19 protein-coding genes and 1 pseudogene are annotated in these 21,880 nt (G+C 63.3%); 8 read left to right on the top strand and 12 right to left on the bottom strand.

Going from position 1 to position 21,880, the window contains the following annotated elements; translation table 11 throughout:
• Positions 1–74: 74 nt before the first annotated feature.
• A complete protein-coding gene (locus M2368_RS14975; protein ID WP_105659041.1) occupies positions 75–1,373 on the bottom strand; it encodes a cation:dicarboxylate symporter family transporter in 1,299 nt (432 codons plus the stop codon).
• A gap of 167 nt (positions 1,374–1,540) precedes the next feature.
• Here M2368_RS14975 and M2368_RS14970 point away from each other — a divergent pair, with 167 nt between their 5' ends.
• Positions 1,541–3,247, top strand: coding sequence for a sensor histidine kinase (locus M2368_RS14970; protein WP_166650818.1), 1,707 nt, complete (start codon positions 1,541–1,543; stop codon positions 3,245–3,247).
• A 14-nt stretch (positions 3,248–3,261) separates the two neighbouring features.
• Positions 3,262–4,011 (top strand): response regulator, encoded by a 750-nt coding sequence (locus tag M2368_RS14965; RefSeq protein WP_332503127.1) that lies wholly within the window; start codon positions 3,262–3,264, stop codon positions 4,009–4,011.
• A gap of 13 nt (positions 4,012–4,024) precedes the next feature.
• Here M2368_RS14965 and M2368_RS14960 read toward each other — a convergent pair whose 3' ends face one another.
• Complete coding sequence (locus tag M2368_RS14960; RefSeq protein WP_332498096.1) at positions 4,025–5,941, bottom strand: AMP-binding protein; 1,917 nt, start codon at positions 5,939–5,941, stop codon at positions 4,025–4,027.
• A gap of 188 nt (positions 5,942–6,129) precedes the next feature.
• Here M2368_RS14960 and M2368_RS14955 point away from each other — a divergent pair, with 188 nt between their 5' ends.
• From M2368_RS14955 to M2368_RS14930, 6 genes are all read left to right on the top strand, one after another.
• The gene (locus M2368_RS14955; protein ID WP_332487334.1) at positions 6,130–6,783 is read left to right on the top strand and encodes a GntR family transcriptional regulator; all 654 of its coding nucleotides are present in this window, start codon (positions 6,130–6,132) and stop codon (positions 6,781–6,783) included.
• Positions 6,780–8,297 (top strand): MmgE/PrpD family protein, encoded by a 1,518-nt coding sequence (locus M2368_RS14950; RefSeq protein ID WP_498724629.1) that lies wholly within the window; start codon positions 6,780–6,782, stop codon positions 8,295–8,297. Before M2368_RS14955 ends, M2368_RS14950 begins: the two co-directional genes overlap by 4 nt.
• A 1-nt stretch (position 8,298) precedes the next feature.
• Positions 8,299–9,228 carry a methylisocitrate lyase gene (gene prpB, locus M2368_RS14945; RefSeq protein WP_332487338.1) on the top strand — a complete coding sequence of 310 codons (930 nt, stop codon included), beginning with the start codon at positions 8,299–8,301 and terminating at the stop codon, positions 9,226–9,228.
• 95 nt (positions 9,229–9,323) lie between these two features.
• Entirely contained in the window at positions 9,324–10,463 is a 1,140-nt protein-coding gene (locus M2368_RS14940; RefSeq protein WP_498724628.1) for a bifunctional 2-methylcitrate synthase/citrate synthase, read from the top strand.
• Between the two features lie 178 nt (positions 10,464–10,641).
• On the top strand, positions 10,642–11,139 hold the full coding sequence (locus M2368_RS14935; protein WP_105662543.1) for a DUF2975 domain-containing protein: 498 nt from the start codon (positions 10,642–10,644) through the stop codon (positions 11,137–11,139).
• Positions 11,139–11,351: a helix-turn-helix domain-containing protein gene (locus tag M2368_RS14930; protein ID WP_105659032.1), complete on the top strand. Its 213-nt coding sequence runs from the start codon at positions 11,139–11,141 to the stop codon at positions 11,349–11,351. Before M2368_RS14935 ends, M2368_RS14930 begins: the two co-directional genes overlap by 1 nt.
• A 14-nt stretch (positions 11,352–11,365) precedes the next feature.
• Here the strand turns inward: M2368_RS14930 and M2368_RS14925 are convergent, their stop codons facing one another.
• The 10 genes and pseudogenes from M2368_RS14925 to M2368_RS14880 all read right to left on the bottom strand — a co-directional run.
• Complete coding sequence (locus M2368_RS14925; protein ID WP_388025414.1) at positions 11,366–11,872, bottom strand: 8-oxo-dGTP diphosphatase; 507 nt, start codon at positions 11,870–11,872, stop codon at positions 11,366–11,368.
• Positions 11,872–12,795, bottom strand: a complete 924-nt coding sequence (gene xerD / locus M2368_RS14920) for a site-specific tyrosine recombinase XerD (protein ID WP_388025416.1) — start codon at positions 12,793–12,795, stop codon at positions 11,872–11,874. Before xerD ends, M2368_RS14925 begins: the two co-directional genes overlap by 1 nt.
• Complete coding sequence (locus tag M2368_RS14915) at positions 12,792–13,436, bottom strand: NUDIX domain-containing protein (RefSeq protein ID WP_105659029.1); 645 nt, start codon at positions 13,434–13,436, stop codon at positions 12,792–12,794. Before M2368_RS14915 ends, xerD begins: the two co-directional genes overlap by 4 nt.
• Before the next feature lie 120 nt (positions 13,437–13,556).
• A complete protein-coding gene (gene pyrG / locus M2368_RS14910; protein ID WP_332487349.1) occupies positions 13,557–15,236 on the bottom strand; it encodes a CTP synthase in 1,680 nt (559 codons plus the stop codon).
• 107 nt (positions 15,237–15,343) lie between these two features.
• Positions 15,344–17,098 carry a DNA repair protein RecN gene (gene recN / locus M2368_RS14905; protein ID WP_498724627.1) on the bottom strand — a complete coding sequence of 585 codons (1,755 nt, stop codon included), beginning with the start codon at positions 17,096–17,098 and terminating at the stop codon, positions 15,344–15,346.
• Between the two features lie 117 nt (positions 17,099–17,215).
• Positions 17,216–18,241: an NAD kinase gene (locus M2368_RS14900; protein ID WP_105659026.1), complete on the bottom strand. Its 1,026-nt coding sequence runs from the start codon at positions 18,239–18,241 to the stop codon at positions 17,216–17,218.
• Between the two features lie 74 nt (positions 18,242–18,315).
• The gene (locus M2368_RS14895; RefSeq protein WP_105659025.1) at positions 18,316–19,104 is read right to left on the bottom strand and encodes a TlyA family RNA methyltransferase; all 789 of its coding nucleotides are present in this window, start codon (positions 19,102–19,104) and stop codon (positions 18,316–18,318) included.
• A gap of 172 nt (positions 19,105–19,276) precedes the next feature.
• Entirely contained in the window at positions 19,277–20,284 is a 1,008-nt protein-coding gene (locus M2368_RS14890; RefSeq protein ID WP_105659024.1) for an HAD-IIA family hydrolase, read from the bottom strand.
• 48 nt (positions 20,285–20,332) lie between these two features.
• Positions 20,333–21,172: a hypothetical protein gene (locus tag M2368_RS14885; RefSeq protein ID WP_498724712.1), complete on the bottom strand. Its 840-nt coding sequence runs from the start codon at positions 21,170–21,172 to the stop codon at positions 20,333–20,335.
• 318 nt (positions 21,173–21,490) lie between these two features.
• Positions 21,491–21,880 (bottom strand): annotated as a pseudogene (locus M2368_RS14880) (DEAD/DEAH box helicase); the annotation flags it as partial.

Here is a 21,880-nt window from a genome sequence, read left to right as displayed (position 1 = left end):
TATCTTGCCAAAGGCGCCCAGACGCAGAAAATCCGTTACCCGAACCTGTCGGATAACGGATTTCCAGCAAGGTCCTAGTGGCCTTCGACGCTGCTCTCGTCGAATGGAAGGCTGCCCGCCAGTACGGCCTTGGCCTGGTCCATGTCGATCTCCCTGGTCCACTTGCCGATCAGCAAGGTTGCCACGGCGTTGCCGGTGAAGTTGGTCAGCGCGCGGGCCTCGGACATGAACTTGTCGATGCCCACGATCACGCCCATGCCGTCCAGCAGTTCCGGGCGGTGCGACTGCAGGCCGGCTGCCAGGGTGGCCAGGCCGGCGCCGGTCACGCCGGCTGCGCCCTTGGAAGCGATGATCATGAAGACCAGCAGGCCGATCTGCTCGCTCAGGCTCATGGGCATGCCCATGGCCGTTGAGACGAAGAGTGCCGCCATGGTCAGGTAGATGGCGGTGCCATCGAGGTTGAAGGAGTAGCCGGTAGGCACGGTGATGCCCACGACGGGCTTGGACACCCCTGCGTGCTCCATCTTGGCGATCAGGCGCGGCAGTGCCGACTCGGAGGATGAGGTGGAGAAGATCAGCAGGTATTCGCGAGCCAGGTACTTCAGCAGCAGGAAGATGTTCAGGCCGGTGACCAGGCGCAACAGGGAACCGAGGACGACGACGATGAAGAGCGCGCAGGTGACGTAGAAGGCACCCATGAGGATCGCCATCGAGCCGATGGCGGCCCAGCCGGTAGCGCCGACCACTGCGGCAATGGCACCGAAGGCACCGATCGGGGCAGCCCACATGATCATCATCATCAGGCGGAAGACCACCGCCTGGATGTGCTTGACTGCGTTGAGCACAGGCTCGCCGGACTTGCCCATGGACTGCAGCGCGAAGCCGACCAGCAGGGCCAGCACCAGGGTCGGCAGCACGGGGATGTCGCCCGGAATCATTTCCAGCAGGAAGGCCACGGTGGAGTTCTCCCCGCCGCCGGATCCCGACTCGTACGGCTCGAGCTTCAGACCCGAACCCGGGTGGATGATGTTGCCGACGACCAGGCCGATGGCCAGCGCAAAGGTGGACATGGTGATGAAGTACAGCAGCGCCAGGCCGCCGACCTTGCCGACGGTTGCCGCCTTGGCAATGGAACCAACGCCCAGGACGATGGTGCAGAAGATGACTGGACCGATCAGCATCTTGATCAGTGCGACGAATCCGGTGCCCAGGGGCTTGAGGGCCTTGCCCACCTCCGGGGCCAGCAGGCCGACCGCTGCGCCGAGCACCACGGCGGCAATCACCATGATGTACAGCCAGTGGGTCTTGTCTTTCTTCTTCGTTCCGGCCTGCGGCGAATTGCCTGCCGGCGGCATCTGGTCTGTGACAGCCATGGTAGTCCTACCCTTGTGAGCGCATGGAACCGAACCGTGCACCCTTGCACAGCCGGCATTACGTAGAATCGTTCTGTATCCATGGTGCGGTTCGAAGTGATCCGCATCTCCATTGCGTTCATATTGGTCACGCGGTGAACAGTACAAGGACCAGGCAGCACAAGGAGATGAGCGCAGTGACCGATCATTTCACCGACCTGTCGCTGGCCCGCCCCACCCGCGAGGCCGCCTCCCCCGCACCGCTCAGCCGCGACGGCTGGTCCCTGGCGGTAGTCATCTTCGCCGCCCAGATGCTGGTGGTCATCTTCGTCGTCGTGGGCCTGGCGGTCGCCACCTACCAGCACCAGGCGCAGGTGATCCAGGATGACAAGCAGGCCACGGTGGCCACGATTTCCATCACCCTGGCCAACGATCCTTTCGTGTCCCAGGCCCTGGCCGGCGATCACCCCACCGAGCAGCTGCAGCCCTACACCGACAAGATCCTGGACCGCGGGCAAGGCGTGGATTTCATTACGATCATGACCCCCGATGCCCTGCGCGTCACCCACCCCGACCCCGAGCAGCTGGGCAAGGGATATTCGGGCAGCATCAACCAGGCGCTGGCCGGCCAGACCCACAACGAGGTGGCCGCGGGCACCTTGGGCCTTTCGGTGCGCACCATCGCCCCGGTCTACCACGACGGCGAGCTGGTGGGGATGGTCTCTTCGGGCATCACGCTGGAGAGCCTGGAGTCGATCTACCGCAGCGAACTTCCGCAGATCATGACCGTTTCGGCGCTGGCCCTGCTGCTGGCGGGTTTCAGCTCATGGTCCTTCTCCCGCTACGTCAACCAGGCCACGCTCGGCTTCGGCCCGCACGGGCTGCGCCGGCTCTACGCCTTCTACTTCTCGGCCCTGCACTCGGTTCGCGAGGGCCTGGTCCTGCTGGACCGGCGGCACCGCATCGTGCTCTACAACCAGGAAGCTTCCAGATTGCTCGGCTTCCCCGAGGAGGTGCCTTCCGGCGGATTGGACCTCGACCAGGTGCAGATCCCCGAAACCCTGCGCACCCTGATGGCGACCGGACGCAGCTGCAAGGACGAAATCCATTTGGGCACCCACACCGTGCTGTCCATTTCCCAGGGCCCGGCCCGCCTGACCAACGCGCGGTTGCCCCGCCGCGGCGGGCTGCCGGCCCGCTGGTTCGGTTCCCAGCCGGTGACCGGCCAGGTCATGACGCTGCGCGATTTGACCGAAGTGCAGGAACTGGCCGGCGAAGTGCAATCGCTGAAGACCTTCTCCACCGCCCTGCGAGCGCAAACCCATGAGCATGCCAACCGCCTGCACACCATTGCCACGCTGATCGAAAATGGCCAGAGCGACAAGGCGCTGGCCTTCGCGGTCGATGACCGCCAGCATTCGCAGAAGCTCACCGATGCGATCGTGCATTCCATCGACGACGTCTATCTTTCCAGCCTGCTGGTGGCCAAGGCCGCCCAAGCCCATGAGCGCGGCGTGAAGCTCGATATCAACGCGCAGGGCATGATTCCGGGCAATGCCTTTGCCGCCACCGACATCGTCACCATCGTCGGCAACCTGCTGGATAACGCGCTGGATGCTTCGGCGGGCACCCAGGACGCGACGGTGTGGGTGGAAGTGGCCGCGGCCGATGACGAGCTGATCATCGCGGTGGCCGATTCCGGCCCGGGCATCGAACCCGAGTTCCTCGATCAGCTGCTGCGCTTCGGGGCCAGCACCAAGGCCGGCGGCCAGCCGCGCGGCCTGGGGCTGGCACTGGTGCAGCAGGCGGTGCTGCGGCTAGGTGGCACAATGGGTGTTGATAACGATGCCGGCGCAATCTTCACCGTCACCTTGCCCTTGAGAATCAGCGACTAGCCCAGGAGGGTACCGTGCACGAATCCCCTGCAGCCACGCCCCCGCCGGGCACCGCCTCGCACAGCTTCAAGGTGCTCGTGGTCGACGACGAGCCGCAAACTGCCGCCTCCCACGCCAAGTACGTCAACCGCGTTCCGGGATTCGCCACCGGCGCCATTGCCGCCAACGGCCAGCAGGCGCTCGGGCTCCTGGCCGCGGCCCGCGATGCCCAGGATCCCTTTGACCTGGTCCTGCTGGATATGACCCTGCCCGACCTGCACGGCATCGACGTCGCCAAGCGCATGCGCGGCCGCGGGCTGACCACCGACATCATCGCCATTACCGCGGTGCGGGATTTGGCTGTGGTGCGTTCGGCGGTAGCCACCGGAATCACCCAGTACCTGATCAAGCCCTTCACCTTCGCGGCGTTCACCGAGAAATTGGAGAACCACCGGCGGTTCATTTCCGAGATCAGCTCCACCGGCCCGGATACCAGCCAGGCCGCGCTGGATAATGCGTTCTCGGCCCTCCGCACCACCAGCGCTTCCGCGTCCCTGCCCAAGGGGCTGATTCCGGAAACGCTGGCGCAGATCACCGACCATCTGCGCAGCAAGCCCGATACCTGCCTGTCAGCGACCGAGCTCGGAGAAGAGCTGGGTATCTCCCGGGTCACCGCCCGGCGCTATCTGGAGCATCTTGCCGAGGTCAAGGCCGTGGTCAAGCAGCCCCGGCATGGCACGCGAGGCCGCCCGGAATACGAATACCGGGCAGCCTCGCGCAGCTAGGCTCTGGTTTCCCCTAGGCTTCGGGACGCAGTAGCGGCACCAGCTCGTCGAGCACCGCGGTGTCCTCGATGGTCGACGGGACCGAGTATTCCTTGCCATCGGCAATCTGCCGCATGGTCTTGCGCAGGATCTTGCCCGAACGGGTTTTGGGCAGCGCCGCCACGACGGTGACTTCGCGGAAGTCGGCCACCGCGCCGATATGCTGGCGCACCAGCGCGACGATTTCCTTCTTCAGCGTTTCCTCCTGGATCTGCACACCGGACTTGAGCACCACATAGCCGCTGGCCCGCTGGCCCTTGAGCGCGTCGGCCAGGCCGATCACCGCGCATTCGGCCACGGCGGGATGGCTCGCCAGCACCTGCTCCATGGCACCGGTGGACAGGCGGTGCCCGGACACGTTGATCACGTCATCGGTTCGCCCCATGACGAACAGGTAGCCGTCGTCGTCCAGGAAGCCGGAATCGCCGGTGAGGTAGCACCCCTGGATCTGCGAGAGGTAGGTGTCGATGAAGCGCTGGTCGTTGCCCCACAGGGTGGTCAAGGCGCCGGGCGGCAAGGGCAGCCGGACAACGATGTTGCCTTCCTGGTTCGCGCCTAGCTGCTCGCCCAGCGCATCGCGGATCTGCACGTCGAACCCCGGTACCGGGGTGGTCGGCGAACCGGCCTTGGCAGGCAGCTCTTCCAGGCCCAGCGGGTTGGACGCGATCGGCCAGCCGGTTTCGGTCTGCCACCAGTTATCCACCACGGGGATGCCCAGCAGCTTCGAGGCGAAGTGGTAGGTATCCGGATCCAGCCGCTCGCCGGCGACGAACAGCGCACGCAGCGATGACAGATCGTGGCTGGCGATCATCGCGCCTTCCGGGTCGGCCTTGCGCACCGCGCGCAGCGCAGTCGGCGCGGTGAACATCGTGGTGACCTTGTGGTCCTCGATGATCCGGCCGAACGCGCCGGCATCCGGAGTCCCGATGGGCTTGCCCTCGTAGAGCACCGTGGTGGCCCCGGCGATCAGCGGCGCATAGACGATGTAGGAGTGTCCGACCACCCAGCCCACGTCGGAGGCGGTGAACATGGTATCTCCCGGATGCACGTCGTAAACCGCGTTCATGGAGTACTGCAGGGCCGTGGCGTAGCCGCCGGTGTCGCGCACCACGCCCTTGGGGGCACCGGTGGTTCCCGAGGTGTAGAGCACGTAGAGCGGGTGGGTGGATGGCACGGAGACCGGCCCGGCCGGCGAGGCGGTCTTCGCCTGCTCTTCCCAGTCCAGCCAATTGATCTGCTGGCCGTTGACCGGCTTTGCCTGGTATTCGTCCAGGCCGTGCTCGAAGCCATCGCGGTGGGCAACGATCACGTCCCTGACCGCAGGCTCGGCCAGGCCCAGCGCTTCGGCCACTGCCGGCAGGTATTCGATGCGGCGGCTTGGCTCGATGCCGCCGGAGGCGGTAATGATCGCGACCGGGGCGCAGTCGGTGATGCGGGCCGCCAGTTCCTTGGGCGCGAAGCCGCCGAAGACCACCGAGTGGATTGCACCCAGGCGTGCGCAAGCAAGCATCGCGATGGCCGCCTGCGGGATCATCGGCAGGTAGACCAGCACGCGGTCACCGGCCTTCACGCCGCGTCCGTCCAGCACGCCGGCGAAGATTTCCACTTCGCGCAGCAGTTCGGAGTAGGAGTAGGTGGTGGCGGTGCCCAGCATTGCCGAATCGTAGACCAAGGCGGCGCTCTCTCCGCGTCCGGCTTCGACGTGGCGGTCCAGCGCATTGGCCGAAAGGTTCAGCATGCCATCCGGGAACCAGCCATACAGCGGCTTGCGCGAATCATCCAGCGCAATCCGCGGCGCCTTGTCCCAATGGATATCCCGGGCAGCTTGCAGCCAGAATGCGGCGGGGTCATTGGTGGCTTGGTCATAGGCCTGGCGGTATTCCTGCACCATGGTTCTCTCCTCCTGGCACCGGGGCATCATCATCCGGCACCTGTGTGGTGGTTGAGGTCGTCCTCTTGGCGTTAACTGTATGAGTACGATCACATCACCGCAACCACTTTGTATACAGATTTCGAAAAAATACCAAAAGAATTTGGCGCAACTCACACATTTTCGGGTTTCATGTATACACTGGAGCCATGAGAGCAAGCGACAAGGTTTACGAGAGCCTCCGCGCCGACATTGTCGAATGGCGCCTGGCTCCAGGGACCGTCCTGGCCGAAGTGGAACAGTCAGAGCGCCTGGGCGTTTCCCGCACTCCGGTGCGCGAGGCCTTGGGCCGGCTGGTCGCCGACGGCTTGGCGGTTCAGCATCGCGGACGCGGCGCTGTCGTCTCCGAGGTCAGCGAGGACCACGTGGAAGACCTGTTCGTACTGCGCTTGGCATTGGAATGCGCCAGCGCACGCGAAGCTGCCAAGTCCGCGCAGCGATCGGCCTTCACGCAGCTGGCCAGCCGCTTCGAAGCAGCTCTCACGGAGGTGGAGCTTCCCGGATCCCGGGAGTCCTACTACCAGCTGGTGCAGCTGCTGGACGAGTCCATCGACGAAGCAGCTGGCAATAATTACCTGTCCAACGCCCTGCGCACCTTGCGGGTGAACCTGCAACGGGTGCGGCGCATGGCCAAGGACAATCCCGAAAGGCTCAAGGCTTCCGCTTCCGAGCACGCGGCCATCGCCAGGGCAATCGCCAGCGGAAACCCAGAGGTCGCGGCCGCGGCCACCACAGTTCACCTGCACGAATCCTTCACCCACATCATGGCCCATGCGGCCGGATCAGAAAGGCAGTTACCATGATCAACCACCCCGTACGCGTATACCGCTCAGAGGAAAACCTGGCTCGCGAAGACCAGCTGGCACATAAGATCGCCACGGTTGCTGCCGATCCGGTAGAGGTCACCGCAGAAGTGGCCGGCATGATCATTAACCGCATCATCGACAATGCTTCGGTCGCGATCGCTTCGCTGAACCGCGGGCCGATCGTTGCCGCCCGTGCCCAGGCACTGTCCCACGCGCCATCCACCGGCGGTGCGGGCGCCAGCGTCTTCGGCATTTCCGAGAAGGTTTCCCCGGAATGGGCAGCGTGGGCCAACGGGGTGGCCGTGCGCGAATTGGATTACCACGACACCTTCCTGGCTGCCGAGTACTCCCACCCGGGCGATAACATCCCGCCGATCCTGGCGGTTGCCCAGCACACCGGAGCTTCGGGCAAGGACCTGATCCGCGGCATCGCCACGGGCTACGAGATCCAGGTGGACTTGGTCAAGGCCATCTGCCTGCACAAGCACAAGATCGACCACGTAGCGCACCTGGGCCCATCGGCCGCTGCCGGCATCGGCACCCTGCTGGGGCTGGATGTCGAGACCATCTTCCAGGCCGTTGGCCAGGGCCTGCACACCACCACCGCCACCCGCCAGTCGCGCAAGGGCGAAATCTCCACCTGGAAGGCCCATGCCCCGGCCTTCGCCGGCAAGATGGCCGTCGAGGCTGCCGACCGCGCGATGCGCGGCCAGACTTCCCCCGTGCCAATCTACGAAGGCGAAGACGGCGTGATCGCCTGGATGCTCGACGGCAAGGATGCCGCCTACGAGGTGCCGCTGCCAGAGGCCGGCGAAGTCAAGCGCGCCATCCTGGACACCTACACCAAGGAGCATTCGGCCGAGTACCAGGCGCAGGCCTGGATCGACCTGGCCCGCAAGCTGCATGGCGAGCACCCGGAGGCCACCGACCCGCAGAACGTCAAGTCGGTGCTGATCAAGACCAGCCACCACACGCACTACGTCATCGGTTCCGGAGCCAACGACCCGCAGAAGTACGATCCAACCGCATCGCGCGAGACCCTGGATCACTCGATCCCGTACATCTTCACCGTCGCCCTGCAGGATGGCGCATGGCACCACGTGGATTCCTACTCGCCAGAGCGTGCCGGCCGCGCCGACACCGTGGAGCTGTGGAACAAGGTGGCCACCGAAGAAGATGCCGAATGGACCCGCCGCTACCACTCGCTGGATATTGCCGAGAAGGCTTTCGGCGGCTCGGTGGAAATCACCTTGAACGATGGCACCGTGATCACCGACGAAATCGCCGTTGCGGACGCGCACCCGCTGGGCGCCCGTCCCTTCGCCCGCGAGCAGTACATCAACAAGTTCCGCACCCTGGCCGCCGGCCTGGTGGACGACGCCGAGATCGACCGCTTCATCGCGGCCGCGGAAAACCTGGAAAACCTGGCCACCGGCGAATTGGACCAGCTGAACATCGCCGCCGCAGCGGGCGTCATCGACGCCGCGGCCGCACCGAAGGGCCTGTTCTAGCATGCTGTACTCGACCAGGACCCCCGCAGAAAAGCGCCTTGCGCTGCGCGAGATGCTCACCCCGGGCGCTGCCCGCCAGTTCCCCGGAGCCTTCAACCCGCTCTCGGCCAAGCTGATCAGCGAGAAGCAGTTCGACGGAATCTACATCTCCGGTGCCGTGCTGGCCAACGACCTGGGCCTGCCGGATATCGGCCTGACTTCGCTGACCGAGGTAGCAACCCGCGCCGGGCAGATCGCGCGCATGTCGGACCTGCCGGCGATCGTGGATGCCGACACCGGATTCGGCGAGCCGATGAACGTGGCGCGCACCATCCAGGAACTCGAATACGCCGGCCTTGCCGGCTGCCACATCGAGGACCAGTTCAACCCGAAGCGCTGCGGGCACCTGGATGGCAAGAATGTGGTGGATACCGACACCATGCTCAAGCGCATCGCCGCTGCCGCTGATGCACGCATCGATGAGAACTTCCTGATCATGGCCCGCACCGATATCCGTGCGGTCGATGGCCTGGATGCGGCGATCGACCGTGCCAAGGCGATGGTCGATGCTGGTGCCGACGCGATCTTCCCGGAGGCGATGAAGAACGTCGCCGAATTCGAGGCAGTATGCAACGCGGTCGACGTGCCGGTACTGGCGAACATGACCGAGTTCGGCAAGTCCGAGCTGTTCAACCGCCAGGAACTGGCCGATGCAGGCGTCGCGCTGATCATCTATCCGGTCACCTTGCTGCGCAGCGCCATGGGCGCGGCTGAACGCGTACTGGATGCCATCAGCGAGGATGGCACCCAGGCCCGTGAAGTGGATAGCATGTTGACCAGGTCACGTTTGTACGAGCTCGTGGACTACGAGGCATACAACCGCTTCGACACCGGAATCTTCAACTTCCAGGTCCCAACCCTGGACATTGATTCCAACAGCGCGAACCTCTAGGCTCGCAAGCACCTACTACCCCCTGCGCCGGCCGGCACCCGCCGGCCGGCGCGACCCAAAGCATTATTATTCTCCGGCAATGAAGAGGAGCAAGAATGACTGCCACCGAGGAAATCAAGAAGGGCCTAGCAGGCGTCGTCGTTGACTACACCGCCGTCTCCAAGGTCAATCCAGACACCAACTCGCTGCTCTACCGCGGCTACCCGGTCCAGGACCTGGCCGCGAACAAGTCCTTCGAAGAGGTCGCCTTGCTGCTCTGGACCGGCGAGCTGCCAACGCAAAGCGAACTGACCGAGTTCAGTGCTTTCGAGCGGGCCAACCGCGCGCTGGACCCGCGGGTGAAGGCCGCCATCGACCTGCTTCCAGCTGACTGCCATCCCATGGATGTGGGCCGTACCGCCGTCTCGGTAATCGGCGCCAACCACCCCGAGGCCGAGAACTCCTCCCCCGAGGCAGAGCTGCTCAAGGCCAAGGAGCTGTTCGCGGCCTTCCCCGCAGTGGTTGCCTACGAGCAGCGCCGCCGCCGCGGCCAGGACGCGGTAGCACCGCGCGGAGATCTGGATTACTCCTCGAACTTCCTGTGGATGGCCTTCGGCGAAGAAGCAGCCCCCGAGGTTGTCGACGCGTTCCGCGTATCGATGGTGCTCTATGCCGAGCACTCCTTCAACGCTTCGACCTTCACCGCCCGCGTGATCACCTCGACCCTCTCCGACCTGCACTCGGCCGTCACCGGGGCGATCGGCGCACTGAAGGGCCCCCTGCACGGCGGCGCCAACGAAGCTGTCATGCATACCTTCAACGAGATCGGCATCGACAAGGAAGAATCCCGCGAGGATGCCGCCAAGCGCGCCAAGGCGTGGATGGAAGAGGCACTGGCCGCCAAGAAGAAGGTCATGGGCTTCGGCCACCGCGTCTACAAGCACGGCGACTCCCGCGTGCCAACCATGAAGGCCGCGCTGGATCGCATGATCGAGCACTACGGCCGCCATGAGATGCTGGGCTTGTACGACGGCCTGGAGGCAGCCATGGACGAGGCCAAGTCCATCAAGCCGAACCTCGACTACCCGGCCGGCCCTACCTATCATCTGATGGGCTTCGACACCGAGATGTTCACCCCGATCTTCATCGCGGCACGCATCACCGGCTGGACCAGCCACATCTTCGAGCAGCGTGCAGCCAATGCGCTGATCCGCCCGCTTTCGGCTTATAACGGCGTGGAGCAGCGCTCGCTGTAGACGCTTCGACTCACGGCATTGGCCGCGGGTATGGCATAGCCGTGCCAGCCCGTGGCCATTGCCGTGCCTGCTGCGAGACGGCATCGGCTTGCCATCGTTGCCCAAGGTTGCAGTCCCAGGCCAATGGGCCTATCGTTTAACGATAGATGCATTCCGAAGAACGATAAGGTCTATTGCCATGGGAAAATTCAGCATTATCGGTTTGAAGGTAGTTCTGGCCGTGATCCTGGCTGGCACGCTTTTTGTGCAGCTGTTCATGATCCCGATGATCTTGATCCACGAGTCGCCGAGCAACGGCACCGACAAGTTCTTTCAAGCCTCTTTCCTCGGCTACTTGCTTCTCGCCGGGCTCATCATTGAAACCTGCGTCTACAGCGTGTGGAAACTAGCCACGAGAGTTAAACGCGGCACCGTTTTCGATCCCGCTTCCCTGGGCTATGTAACGCCGATCATCATTGCCTTCACGATCGGCGCCCTATCCACTTTTGCCCTCGGAGCGATCTTCGCCGCCAGCACGGAAATTGCACCCGGAGTCGTGCTTCTTGTTGGTGGAGCCGGGGTGCTGATGATCGGCATCAGCATCATCGTGCTCGTACTGCGGCAGTTGCTCGCACAAGCGGCGATGACCGAAGCCCAAGCCGATGCGCTCCGTACCGAACTGGGCGGCGTGATCTAATGGGAATCCGCGTAGATATAGACGTGATGCTGGCCCGCCGCAAAATGGCCGTCGGCGAGTTGGCCGAACGCATCGGCATTACCCCGGCCAACCTCGCGGTGCTCAAGAACGGGCGCGCCAAGGCCGTACGTTTCAGCACACTTGAAGCCCTCTGCCGGGAATTGGAATGCCAGCCCGGCGACCTCTTGATCTTCGAAACCGAACAGGACTAGATGCAGCTCGCTGGCTAGTCCCAGTTCTCGAAGCTGATGCTCTGCACCGAGGTGTTGTCCTGCGCCAGCACGATCTCGACGGTAAATTTCCCGCCGGCTACGAGTTGCGGCAGCCACAACGGGGAATCCTGCCACATCTGCTCCAAGGGCAAGGCCGCCGGATCGGCCCACAGCGGCTCGAGCTCCTCGGTGATGTGCAGCTGGCCCGATGCCTTCCGGGCAATGAAGGTGGCGCATTCCATGTCGGCTGCCGGCTGGGCGGGGAACCGGAAATTGACCTGCGCCGCAGGCTCCAGATCCTCCGGAGCGAGGAGCAGTCCGGTTTCCTCGGAGAATTCCCGGATGGCCGCTTGCCGCGCGATCTCTGTCTGCTCGATCTTGCCGCCGGGCAACACGATATTGCCCTTGCCGAATCCGCGACGCTTGCGTCCGAGCAACACGTGCAGCCGTCCTTCGCGCTCCTGCAGCAGCGCCACGAGGGCTACCTGCTTGGCAGAACGCACTTGGTGGCCGGCGACCACTAGTTCACCCTCGGGTGGGCCAGCTGGTAGGCCTCACGCAGCGAATCCACGGTGACCTTGGTGTAGATCTGCGTGGTGGTGACCGATGCATGTCCCAGCAGCTCCTGGACCACCCGCACATCCGCGCCGCCCTCCAGCAAATGAGTGGCGAAGGAATGGCGCAGCGTATGCGGAGAAACCTCGGTGGTAATCCCGGCGCGCTCGGCTGCCTTCGAAAGCAACAGCCACACCGATTGGCGGGAAAGCCGTCCCCCGCGCTGGTTCAGGAACAACGCTGGAGTTCCCTTGCCCTTGGTGGCTAGCCCGGGACGGGCACGCACCAGATAATCGCTGACCGCACGCTGGGCATAACCGCCGACCGGAACGACGCGTTCCTTGGATCCCTTGCCGAACAAGCGCACCACGGCGTCTTCGGCAAAGTGCAGGTCATCGACGTCCAGGTCCACGACTTCGGAAATGCGCGCACCGGTGGAGTACAAGAACTCCAGGATCGCGCGATCCCTCAGCCCGGCAGGGGTTTCGATGCTCACCGATTCGAGGATCCTGGTGACCTGATCGATGGAGATCGCTTTGGGCAGGGATTGCCCGATGGCGGGGGGCTGGATCTCGCGGGCCGGGTTAGGCGCGCAAATCCCTTCGAGCTCCCAGTACTTGTGCAGTTGGCGGATGGCTACCGAATGGCGAGCGACGGAGCGGGCGCTCAACGGCTTATGCTCCTCGTCTCCGCGGGATAGTTCCTGAAGGTAGCCGCTGATGGCCAGCTCGGTAATCTGCTGCGGTTGCGCGACACCGGCTGCCTGCAGCGCTTCAACGTAGCGAAGCAGATCCCTCCGGTAGGAAGCCAGGGTATTCTCGGCCAGCCCACGCTCGATCGCCAGATGCTGCAGGTAGCGCTTGAGCGGGGTCTCGAAGTGGTCGCTCATCCTTCGCGCAGGTATGGGTGCACATCGAATGGCTCGTTCGCATCGCGCAGGTCCAAGTACTTGCTGGTACGGGCTGCATGAGCGGCAAGGATCGCGATTGTCGCGGTGGGATTATGGATCTTGCCTGCCAGCACGGCTGCGACGGCTTCCTCCAGCGGCACCCAGGTGCTGATCATTTCAGCTTCCTCCTCGGTACGCTCATGGCGCTGATCGGCGGCAACCAGTTTCGCATCGCGCGCGAGGTAGACTCGCACTGCCTCGGCCGAGGAGCCCGGGCTCAAGAAGACATCGGTGAGGATCGACCAGTGCTCGGCGGTACGATCCGCTTCTTCCCATAATTCGCGCTTGGCAGCTTCCAAAGGTGGTTCTCCAGCCACATCGAGCAGCCCGGCAGGGATTTCCCACAGCCGCATGCCTACCGGGTGGCGGTACTGGTTGACCATCAAGATGCGTTCTTCCGCATCCATGACCAGAACGCATACAGCACCGGGGTGGTTGATGTAATCGCGTTCAATGGTCGCCCCGGATTCGGAGAGCTTCACCGTGTCATGGATGACGTCCCAGATCCGTCCCTCGTACACGGTTTCACGGTTCAGCAATTCACGTGGTGAGAATTCATCGGCTATAGGATGCAGCGGCACGAGGATCGTCCTTCGGTAGAAAAAGCTGGTCGGTATTCTCCAGCTTAAACAGCTACGCGCCGGTCAGTAACGACCGGCGCGCAGTGCCTTCAGAGTTTTACCTCCGGCAAGCTGTATTACTTATTTGCGCAGCTCCAGAGCTGCCTCGACCAGACCTGCAAACAGCGGGTGCGGGCGAGTCGGGCGGCTGGAGAGCTCAGGGTGAGCCTGCGTTGAAACGTAGTACGGGTGTACTTCCCTTGGCAGTTCAACGAACTCGACCAGGTTGCCATCTGGCGAGGTGCCAGCGAAGACCAGGCCAGCCTCTTCGAGCTGCGCGCGGTACGAGTTGTTGACCTCGTAGCGGTGGCGATGGCGCTCCGCAACCTCGGTCTTGCCGTAGGTCTCAGCCAGAACCGATCCCTCAAGCAGCTTTGCGTCGTACAGGCCCAAACGCATGGTGCCGCCCAGGTCGCCCTTGCCTTCAACGATGTCCAGCTGCTCTTCCATGGTCGCGATGACCGGGGTCGAGGTTTCAGGATCGAATTCGGTGGACGATGCATCGGTGAGGCCAGCCATGTTGCGGGCGTATTCGATGACCATCGACTGCAGTCCCAGGCACAGGCCCAGGGTTGGCAGCTTGTTTTCGCGAGCGAAGCGCAGCGCGCCTAGCTTGCCTTCCAGACCGCGGATGCCGAAGCCACCGGGGACGCAGATTGCCTCTGCACCCTCAAGCGCCTTGGCGGCCCCTGCTTCGGTAGCGCAGTCATCTGCTGGTACCCAGCGGATGTTGACCTTGGCGTTGTTTGCGAACCCGCCGGCACGCAGAGCTTCGGTGACCGACAGGTAGGCGTCGGGCAGATCGATGTACTTGCCCACCAAAGCTACGGTCAGCTCGGTTGCGGGGTTGTGCACGACTTCGAGCAAGCGATCCCATGAAGCCCAGTCGACGTCGCGGAACTTCATCTCCAAGGTCTGGACGATGTAAGCGTCCAGGCCCTGGGAGTGGATGACCTTTGGGATGTCGTAGATGCTTGGAGCATCGGCGCAGTTGATCACTGCTTCGGTGTCCACATCGCAGGTACGGCCGAGCTTGGCGCGCATTTCTGCCGGGATTGGACGGTCCGAGCGGATTACCAGCGAATCTGGCTGGATACCGATCGAACGCAAAGCGGCAACGGAGTGCTGGGTAGGCTTGGTCTTCAGTTCATGGCTTGGGCCGATGAATGGAACCAGGGAAACGTGTACGAAGAATGCGTTCTTGCGGCCGATGTCCTGGCGGACCTGGCGTGCTGCTTCGAGGAATGGCTGGGATTCGATATCGCCGACGGTGCCACCGATTTCCGTGATGATCACGTCAGGTGCCGACTTGCCGGCCCCTGGTTCGGTTGCTGCCAAGCGCATACGACGCTTGATCTCATCGGTGATGTGAGGGATGACCTGAACGGTATCGCCGAGGTATTCACCGCGACGTTCGCGTTCAAGAACGGTCGAGTAGACCTGTCCGGTGGTCACGTTGGCGGTACCCGGAAGGTTCTCATCCAGGAAACGCTCATAGTGTCCGATATCCAGATCGGTTTCTGCGCCATCGTCAGTAACGAAGACTTCACCGTGCTGGAAGGGGTTCATAGTACCTGGATCGACGTTCAGGTACGGGTCGAGCTTCTGCATGGTCACTGAGAGACCACGAGCTCGAAGTAGATGTCCAAGGCTGGATGCCGTCAATCCCTTACCCAGGGAAGAGGCCACACCGCCGGTGACGAAGATATGCTTTGTCGTTTCAGACGACCGAGAATCACGAGTTGAATTACGCTGCACCACGGGATTTCATCCTATCACCATTCCAATATTTCGCATCCTCATAAGACTCTAGTGCACCTCCGGCCAATGCCCTAGCATTGCCGTAATTCAGGGGCTCACCAAGACTTTTAGGCTTTCGCCATTTTCTTGGAGGTGAGCGATGACACTAGGTTCTGCGCTTCTTCAAGCAACTCCTCAGCATGCGCCTGCGCCGTGCCGGATTCCTCTTGGCCGGCGAGCATGCGCGCAAGTTCCTTGACGCGGGCTTCCTGATCCAAGCTGATGACATCGCTGGCAGTGTAGCCAGCTCCCGCCTTCGACTTGGCATCTGAATTCTTGATCACACGAATGTGCCGATCCGCATAGGCGGCCACCTGGGGCAGGTGGGTCACGACGATGACCTGCACATGCTTTGCCAGCATCGCCAGGCGCTCGCCAATGGCCACCGCCGCTTTGCCACCCACGCCCTGGTCCACCTCGTCAAAGACGAAGGTCGGCACCGGGTCGACCGCCGCTAGGACGACTTCAATGGCCAGCATGACGCGGGAGAGCTCGCCGCCGCTGGCACCCTTGCCCAGCGGTCGCGGCGAGGCTCCGGCATGCGGGGCCAGCAGCATGGAAATCGCGTCCTGGCCGAAGGCACCTGGTTCTTCCAGTTCCTTCACCTCGATGACGAGCTTGGCATCCGGCATCGCCAGGGCCTTGAGCTCGGCTGAAACCTGCGCGGAGAGTTTCTTGGCAGCCTTGCGGCGCGCGTCGGAGAGGCCCGAGGCCAGCGAGGCCACCTTGTGCTCCAATTCAACGACTTCTGTTTCCAGCTCCTCGATGCGCGAGTCATCCCCACCGAGTTCTTCCAGACGGGTACGGGATTCGGCAGCCCAGGCGAGCACCTGATCAATGCTCGGTGCATACTTGCGCATGAGCTTGCTCAAATCGGCACGGCGGGCTTCAATCTGCGCCAAGCGCTCCGGGCCTTCTTCATCGAGGTCGGCAACGTAGGCGGCAAGATCACTGGAGAGTTCCGAGGCGAGAATGCCGAGTTCCGCTGCCCGCTCCGCGAAGGCGGCCAGCGCAGTGTCATCGTCACTGGCCTGGGCCAGCACGCCGCGGGCGGTCTCCGCCAGGGTGGTAACGCCCGGGTTCTCGAAATCCTCCGAGTCGATGACGGCTTGCGCCTGCCGGCCGGCGGTGCGCAGGGACTCGACATTGCCCAGCTTCATGGATTGCTCGCGCAAGGCTTCGTCCTCGCCCGGCTGCGGATCCAGGGAATCGATCTCGTCCAGCGCCAGGCGCAAGTTTTCTGCTTCGCGAACACGGTTGCGCGATTCGGTTTTGAGCCCCGCCAGCTCCTTGGAAGCCGATCGCCACTGGCGGTAGGCTCGCTGGTAGTTGCTTAGCGTGCGCGACAGCGAGCTACCTGCAAAGCGGTCCAGGGCATCGCGTTGCGCCACCGGCTCTTTCAGGCGAATCTGGTCCGATTGGCCATGGACGGCCACCAGATCGTGCCCCAGCTCGGCCAGCAGGCCGACAGGGGCGCTGCGTCCGCCGATGGTGGCGCGTGAACGGCCTTGGGCCGAGAGCGAGCGGGAAAGCAGCAGTTCACTGTTCTCCCCCGCTGGTTCGATGAATGCGCCTGCCTGGCCTGCGGCATCGAGCACGTGGTGATCCGGCGGCAAGTGCACCACGGCTTCAGCCAGAGCGTGCTTGGCGCCGTTGCGCACCGCACCGGCATCGGCCCGGCGCCCGAGCAGCAGGGACAAGGCGGTGATCACCATGGTCTTGCCAGCGCCGGTTTCACCGGTGACTACCGTGAGTCCCGGACCAAGCGGAAGCGTGGCCTCGGTGATCACCCCAAGGTTGGATATCTGGATTTCCTGAATCAATGCCTGCTCCCGAATGTCGAGTTCAAGTCGTACCGTGCGCTTTTAGTATATGTGTTCTAACCCTATTTTTCGTAACTATGTTCGAGCATGTGGAAAGTTTTTCTTCGAGGCCGCTATTCAGTCCTGGTCCTCGGGGCGTCCCACCATGGGAATGCCCGGTTCATCGCGGTAATGCGGATCGACGCTTTGCAGGCCTGGTCCGATCACCGGCAGTGCCGTAGTGGCCGGACGGCGCGCCTCTTCCTTCGCTGGTCCGCGCCAACCGGTAATGGGCAGCTCGAACTTGTTGACCAGGCGCTCGGAAAACGGCGTCGTGTTCAATCGCGCCATGTACACCGGGCGGTCACTGCGCGTTACTTCCACACGGGCTCCCGGCGGCAGCTCGATGGTGCGCCGTCCATCGCACCAGAGCACGGCCCCGGCATCGGTGCGGGTCAGCATTTCGACGGCCATGATCGAATCCGGGGAAATGACCAGGGGCTTGGCGAACAGTGCGTGTGCGGAGATCGGCACCATGATCAGCGCCGCCACGTCCGGCCAGACCACCGGGCCGCCGGCGGAGAAGGAGTACGCGGTGGAACCGGTAGGCGTGGCCATCACGACACCATCGCAACCGAAGGTGGAGATCGGCCTGCCGTCGACCTCGATCACGACCTCGACCATGCGTTCGCGGTTGGCCTTTTCCACCGCGGCCTCGTTCAAGGCCCAGGTCTCGGCGAGGCAGACGTTGTCCAGCCACACCTTGACCTCCATGGTCATGCGTTCTTCCACGGTGTAGGTCTCATTGACCAGTGCTTCCACGGTGGAGGCCAGTTCGCTGCGTTCAGCTTCGGCGAGGAAACCCACATGCCCGAGGTTTACCCCCACCAGCGGCATCGGGGATTCCCGCACCAATTCCGCGGCACGCAACACGGAGCCATCGCCACCGAGCACCACGCCCATGTCGACGTCCTCGATCTGGCAATCCTCGCCGAGCACCTGCACCGAAGGCACAGCCGCGCCGATCGCTTCGGTCATCGCCAGCTGGTCCTTGCCGCGCATCACCGGGATAGCTCCGGCGGCGTTGAGCAGGGCGCAGGTTTCTATGGCCGCGGTGATCGCTTCTTGGCGTCCGGTATGGGTGAAAATCAGGATTCGGCGCAAGGCGGTCGGCCCCTCTCAGCATCGCGAGGTGCAAAATGACCGTGGTTATCGACCACGGCTAAAACACGTCACTACTAAGAATAGTCAACATCCTGCCCGATGCGTGGAACATCGGCAGGCTGTGGATCCTCTCCTGCGGCAAGCCAAAGGAAGAATTCGACATTGCCGTCCTGTCCCGGCAGCGGGCTGCGTGCCAGCCCGCGCAGGTGCAGTCCCGCGGCTTGCGCGCTGGCGACCACCGCTTCAACGGAGCTGCGGCGCAGGGCGGGATCGGTGACCACGCCGGTGCGGTTCAGGTGTTCGCGCCCGACCTCGAACTGCGGCTTGACCATCAGCAGCAGGAAGCCGCCGTCCTTGGCGGCCCCGGCCAAGGCGTCGATCACCAGGCGCAGCGAAATAAAGGACAAGTCGGCTACTACGAGGTCGACTGGTCCCCCAATATCTTCGGGGGCCAGATAGCGGACGTTCAGTCCTTCGTGGACCGTGACGCGGGGGTCTTCGCGCAGCTCGTCGACCAGCTGGCCATGGCCTACATCGGCTGCGACCACAGATTTCGCACCGCGGCGCAACAGCACGTCGGTGAAGCCGCCGGTCGAGGCACCGGCGTCCAGGCAGTGCAGGCCAGCGGGGTCAATAGTCGTAAAAGCATCTAGGGCTCCGGCGAGCTTATGCCCGGCACGGGAGACGTATTCTTCGCCTTCGCTGGGCACCAGCGCCAGCTCATCGGTGGCGGAAACCTTCTTGGCGGCCTTGGTGGCGGCCTGCCCGTTCAGCAGCACCCGCTGGGCATCGATCAGCTTGGCTGCTTCGGTGCGCGAGCGCGCCAGCCCACGGGTGACAAGTTCTTGATCCAGGCGATTCACGCGCCGTGCTCCGTACGATTCAGTTCTTGCTGCAGGCCGGCGAGCAGTTGCTCATAGATTCCGGCATGCTCGGTAATGTCATGGTCGGCCAGGGAAGACAGCGCCTGCTCCACTGCTGCATCATCCGGCCCGCGAGGGCCAGGGCTCGGAAGAGGATTCTGCGGCTGCATGCTTAGCCCCGGATCTTGCGCAGGGCATCGAGCCCGCGTTCGGTAAACCGGATTTCCGGTTCTTCGTGCCCCGACTGGCGCGGATGGGCCAGCCACCAGGCATGGCAGGCGGCGCGCCAGGCATTCAGGTCCTGGTCGCTGCCCGAGACTTCGATCGCGCCGTTATCGACCTTGGCAACCGCGTCGCCGACCTGCACACCGTAGCCCAGTACCTTGATGGTCGGGTACGGCCGGTACAGATCAGCCATCGAATTGATGAGGTAGTTGGGGCGCTGCTCGACCGGTGCGCCCAGTGCTGTGCGCGGAGTGTCCACACCGGTCAGCACCAGCGCGGTGGAGAACCCGGCACGGAAGCCGCCAAGGATGTCGGTATCCAGGCGGTCGCCGACGACCAGCGGGCGCTGGGAATCCAGTCGGTCCGCGGCCCGAGCGAACAGGTAGGATTCGGGTTTGCCCGCCACGCGTGGTTCCACGCTCGTGGCCAGTTTCACCGCATTGACCAGCGATCCGTTGCCCGGGGCCAGGCCCTCGGCGCGCGGAATCGTCAGGTCGGTGTTGGTGGCAACCCATTGGGCACCGTGATTGATCGCGTAGCTGGCCTCGGCCAGGTTCTTCCACGAGATGTCCGGGTCGAACCCCTGGATCACCGCTACGGGTTCTTCCTTATGGGATTCGACGACTTCCAACCCGCGCACGGCAATGCATTCGCGCAGGTAGGGGGAACCCACCACCAAAACCTTGGATCCCGGATTCAATTCGCGGGCCAGCATCTCCGCACCGGCGTCGGCAGAACCGAAAACCTGCTCAGCGCTGGTTTTCACGCCCAGCTGGCGCAGGTGGGCCGCGACGGACATCGGCGAACGCCCAGCATTGTTGGTAATGAACGCCAAGGTGACATTCACTTCCGCGAGGGTGTTCAGCGACTCCACGGCGTCGTCAATGGCGTTCGGGCCAGCATAGACGACGCCGTCCAAGTCGGAGAGGACGGAATCAAATCCGGAAATCAGCATTCGGTGGTGGTTCCTACTACTTGAGGTGTTTGGCTACTACGCCAAAGCTTACTTCGCCGATTCTTCTTCCACGTCAGCTTCGCCAGCTTCCGTGTCGGATTCGATGACTTCGTTCAGGTCATCTTCCTCGTCGATGCCGGTCTGCTCGGCTTCTGCCTCTTCTGCTTCTTCGGCCTCGGCGTCGGCATCTGCTTCTTCAGCTTCCGAAGGCTCGATCAGATCCTTGGCGCGTGGGGTTTCCTCTTCCTCATCCATCTCCGGAGCCAGGTCCATGATGAAGGATTCGGTTTCACGCTCGATGCCCAGGGCGCTTTCTGCAACCTCGACCTGAGCGTTCCAGCGCTTCGCGTCTTCTGCACGGCCGGCAGCCGACAGCAGATCAGCGTAGGCAGTGAACAAACGTGGGCTGAAGGAGAAGGCACGGTTGAAGTTCAGCTGTTCCAGCGACTCCAGCTCAGCCAGTGCCTTATCCAGCTTGCCCAAGTCACCATACGAACCGGCAGCAACCATCTGCATTTCAACCTTGACGGCGCTTTCCAGATTGGCGCATTCCTCGGACTGGGCGAGCTCGATTGCCTTCTCTGGGCGGCCCAGGCCACGCAGCGAGTCAGCGATCAATGGCAGGTTGTAGTCCGAACCGGAAATACGACGGTGGGTACGCAGTTCGCGCAGTGCATCGGCGTACTTGCCAGCGTGGTAGGCAGCGATGCCAACGGCCTCGCGAACCACCGCGACACGGCCGCCGCGGCGCGATGCTGCCAGGGTGTGCTCGTATGCCAGCTCTGGGTCGTCTTCCAGCAGGCGGCCAGCCATCACCAGGTGCTTTGCGACCCAGCTTGCCGAGCGCTCTTCGAGGTAACGCAGCTGGGCGCGTGCTACGCGGTCCAACTCCTTACCGGTAACATCCTCATCGATATCTGGGGACTGTTCACGATCGGCACGGTTCGAGATGCGAAGATCGCCAGGATTATGTGCGCGCGGTGCGTCACCGCGCTTATCAGCAAAGCGGTCTTCACGTGCTGGGTACTCACCCTTCGAGCGACGGTCGTCGGCACGCTTGAAGCCACCATCACGGTTGTCATCACGCTTGAAGCCACCGCCACGGTTATCGTCACGCTTGAAGCCGCCACGATCGTCATTGCGGAAACCGCCACCACGGTTGTCATCACGCTTGAAGCCACCGCCACGGTTGTCATCGCGACGCTCGCCGCGGAAACCACCACGGTCTTCATTGCGGAAACCGCCACCACGGTTGTCATCACGCTTGAAGCCGCCACGGTCATCATTGCGGAAACCGCCACCGCGGTTGTCATCACGCTTGAAGCCACCGCCACGGTTGTCATCACGCTTGAAGCCGCCACGATCGTCATTGCGGAAACCGCCACCGCGGTTGTCGTCACGCTTGAAGCCGCCACCGCGGTTGTCATCACGCTTGAAGCCGCCACGATCGTCATTGCGGAAACCGCCACCGCGGTTGTCGTCACGCTTGAAGCCGCCACCGCGGTTGTCATCACGCTTGAAGCCGCCACGATCGTCATTGCGGAAACCGCCACCGCGGTTGTCATCACGCTTGAAGCCGCCACCGCGGTTGTCATC

It is taken from the genome of Arthrobacter sp. JUb119 (assembly GCF_024807995.1).
GTDB lineage: Bacteria > Actinomycetota > Actinomycetes > Actinomycetales > Micrococcaceae > Glutamicibacter.
Note: the sequence above shows the minus strand (reverse complement) of the source record. Positions and strands in the feature narration are given on the sequence as shown.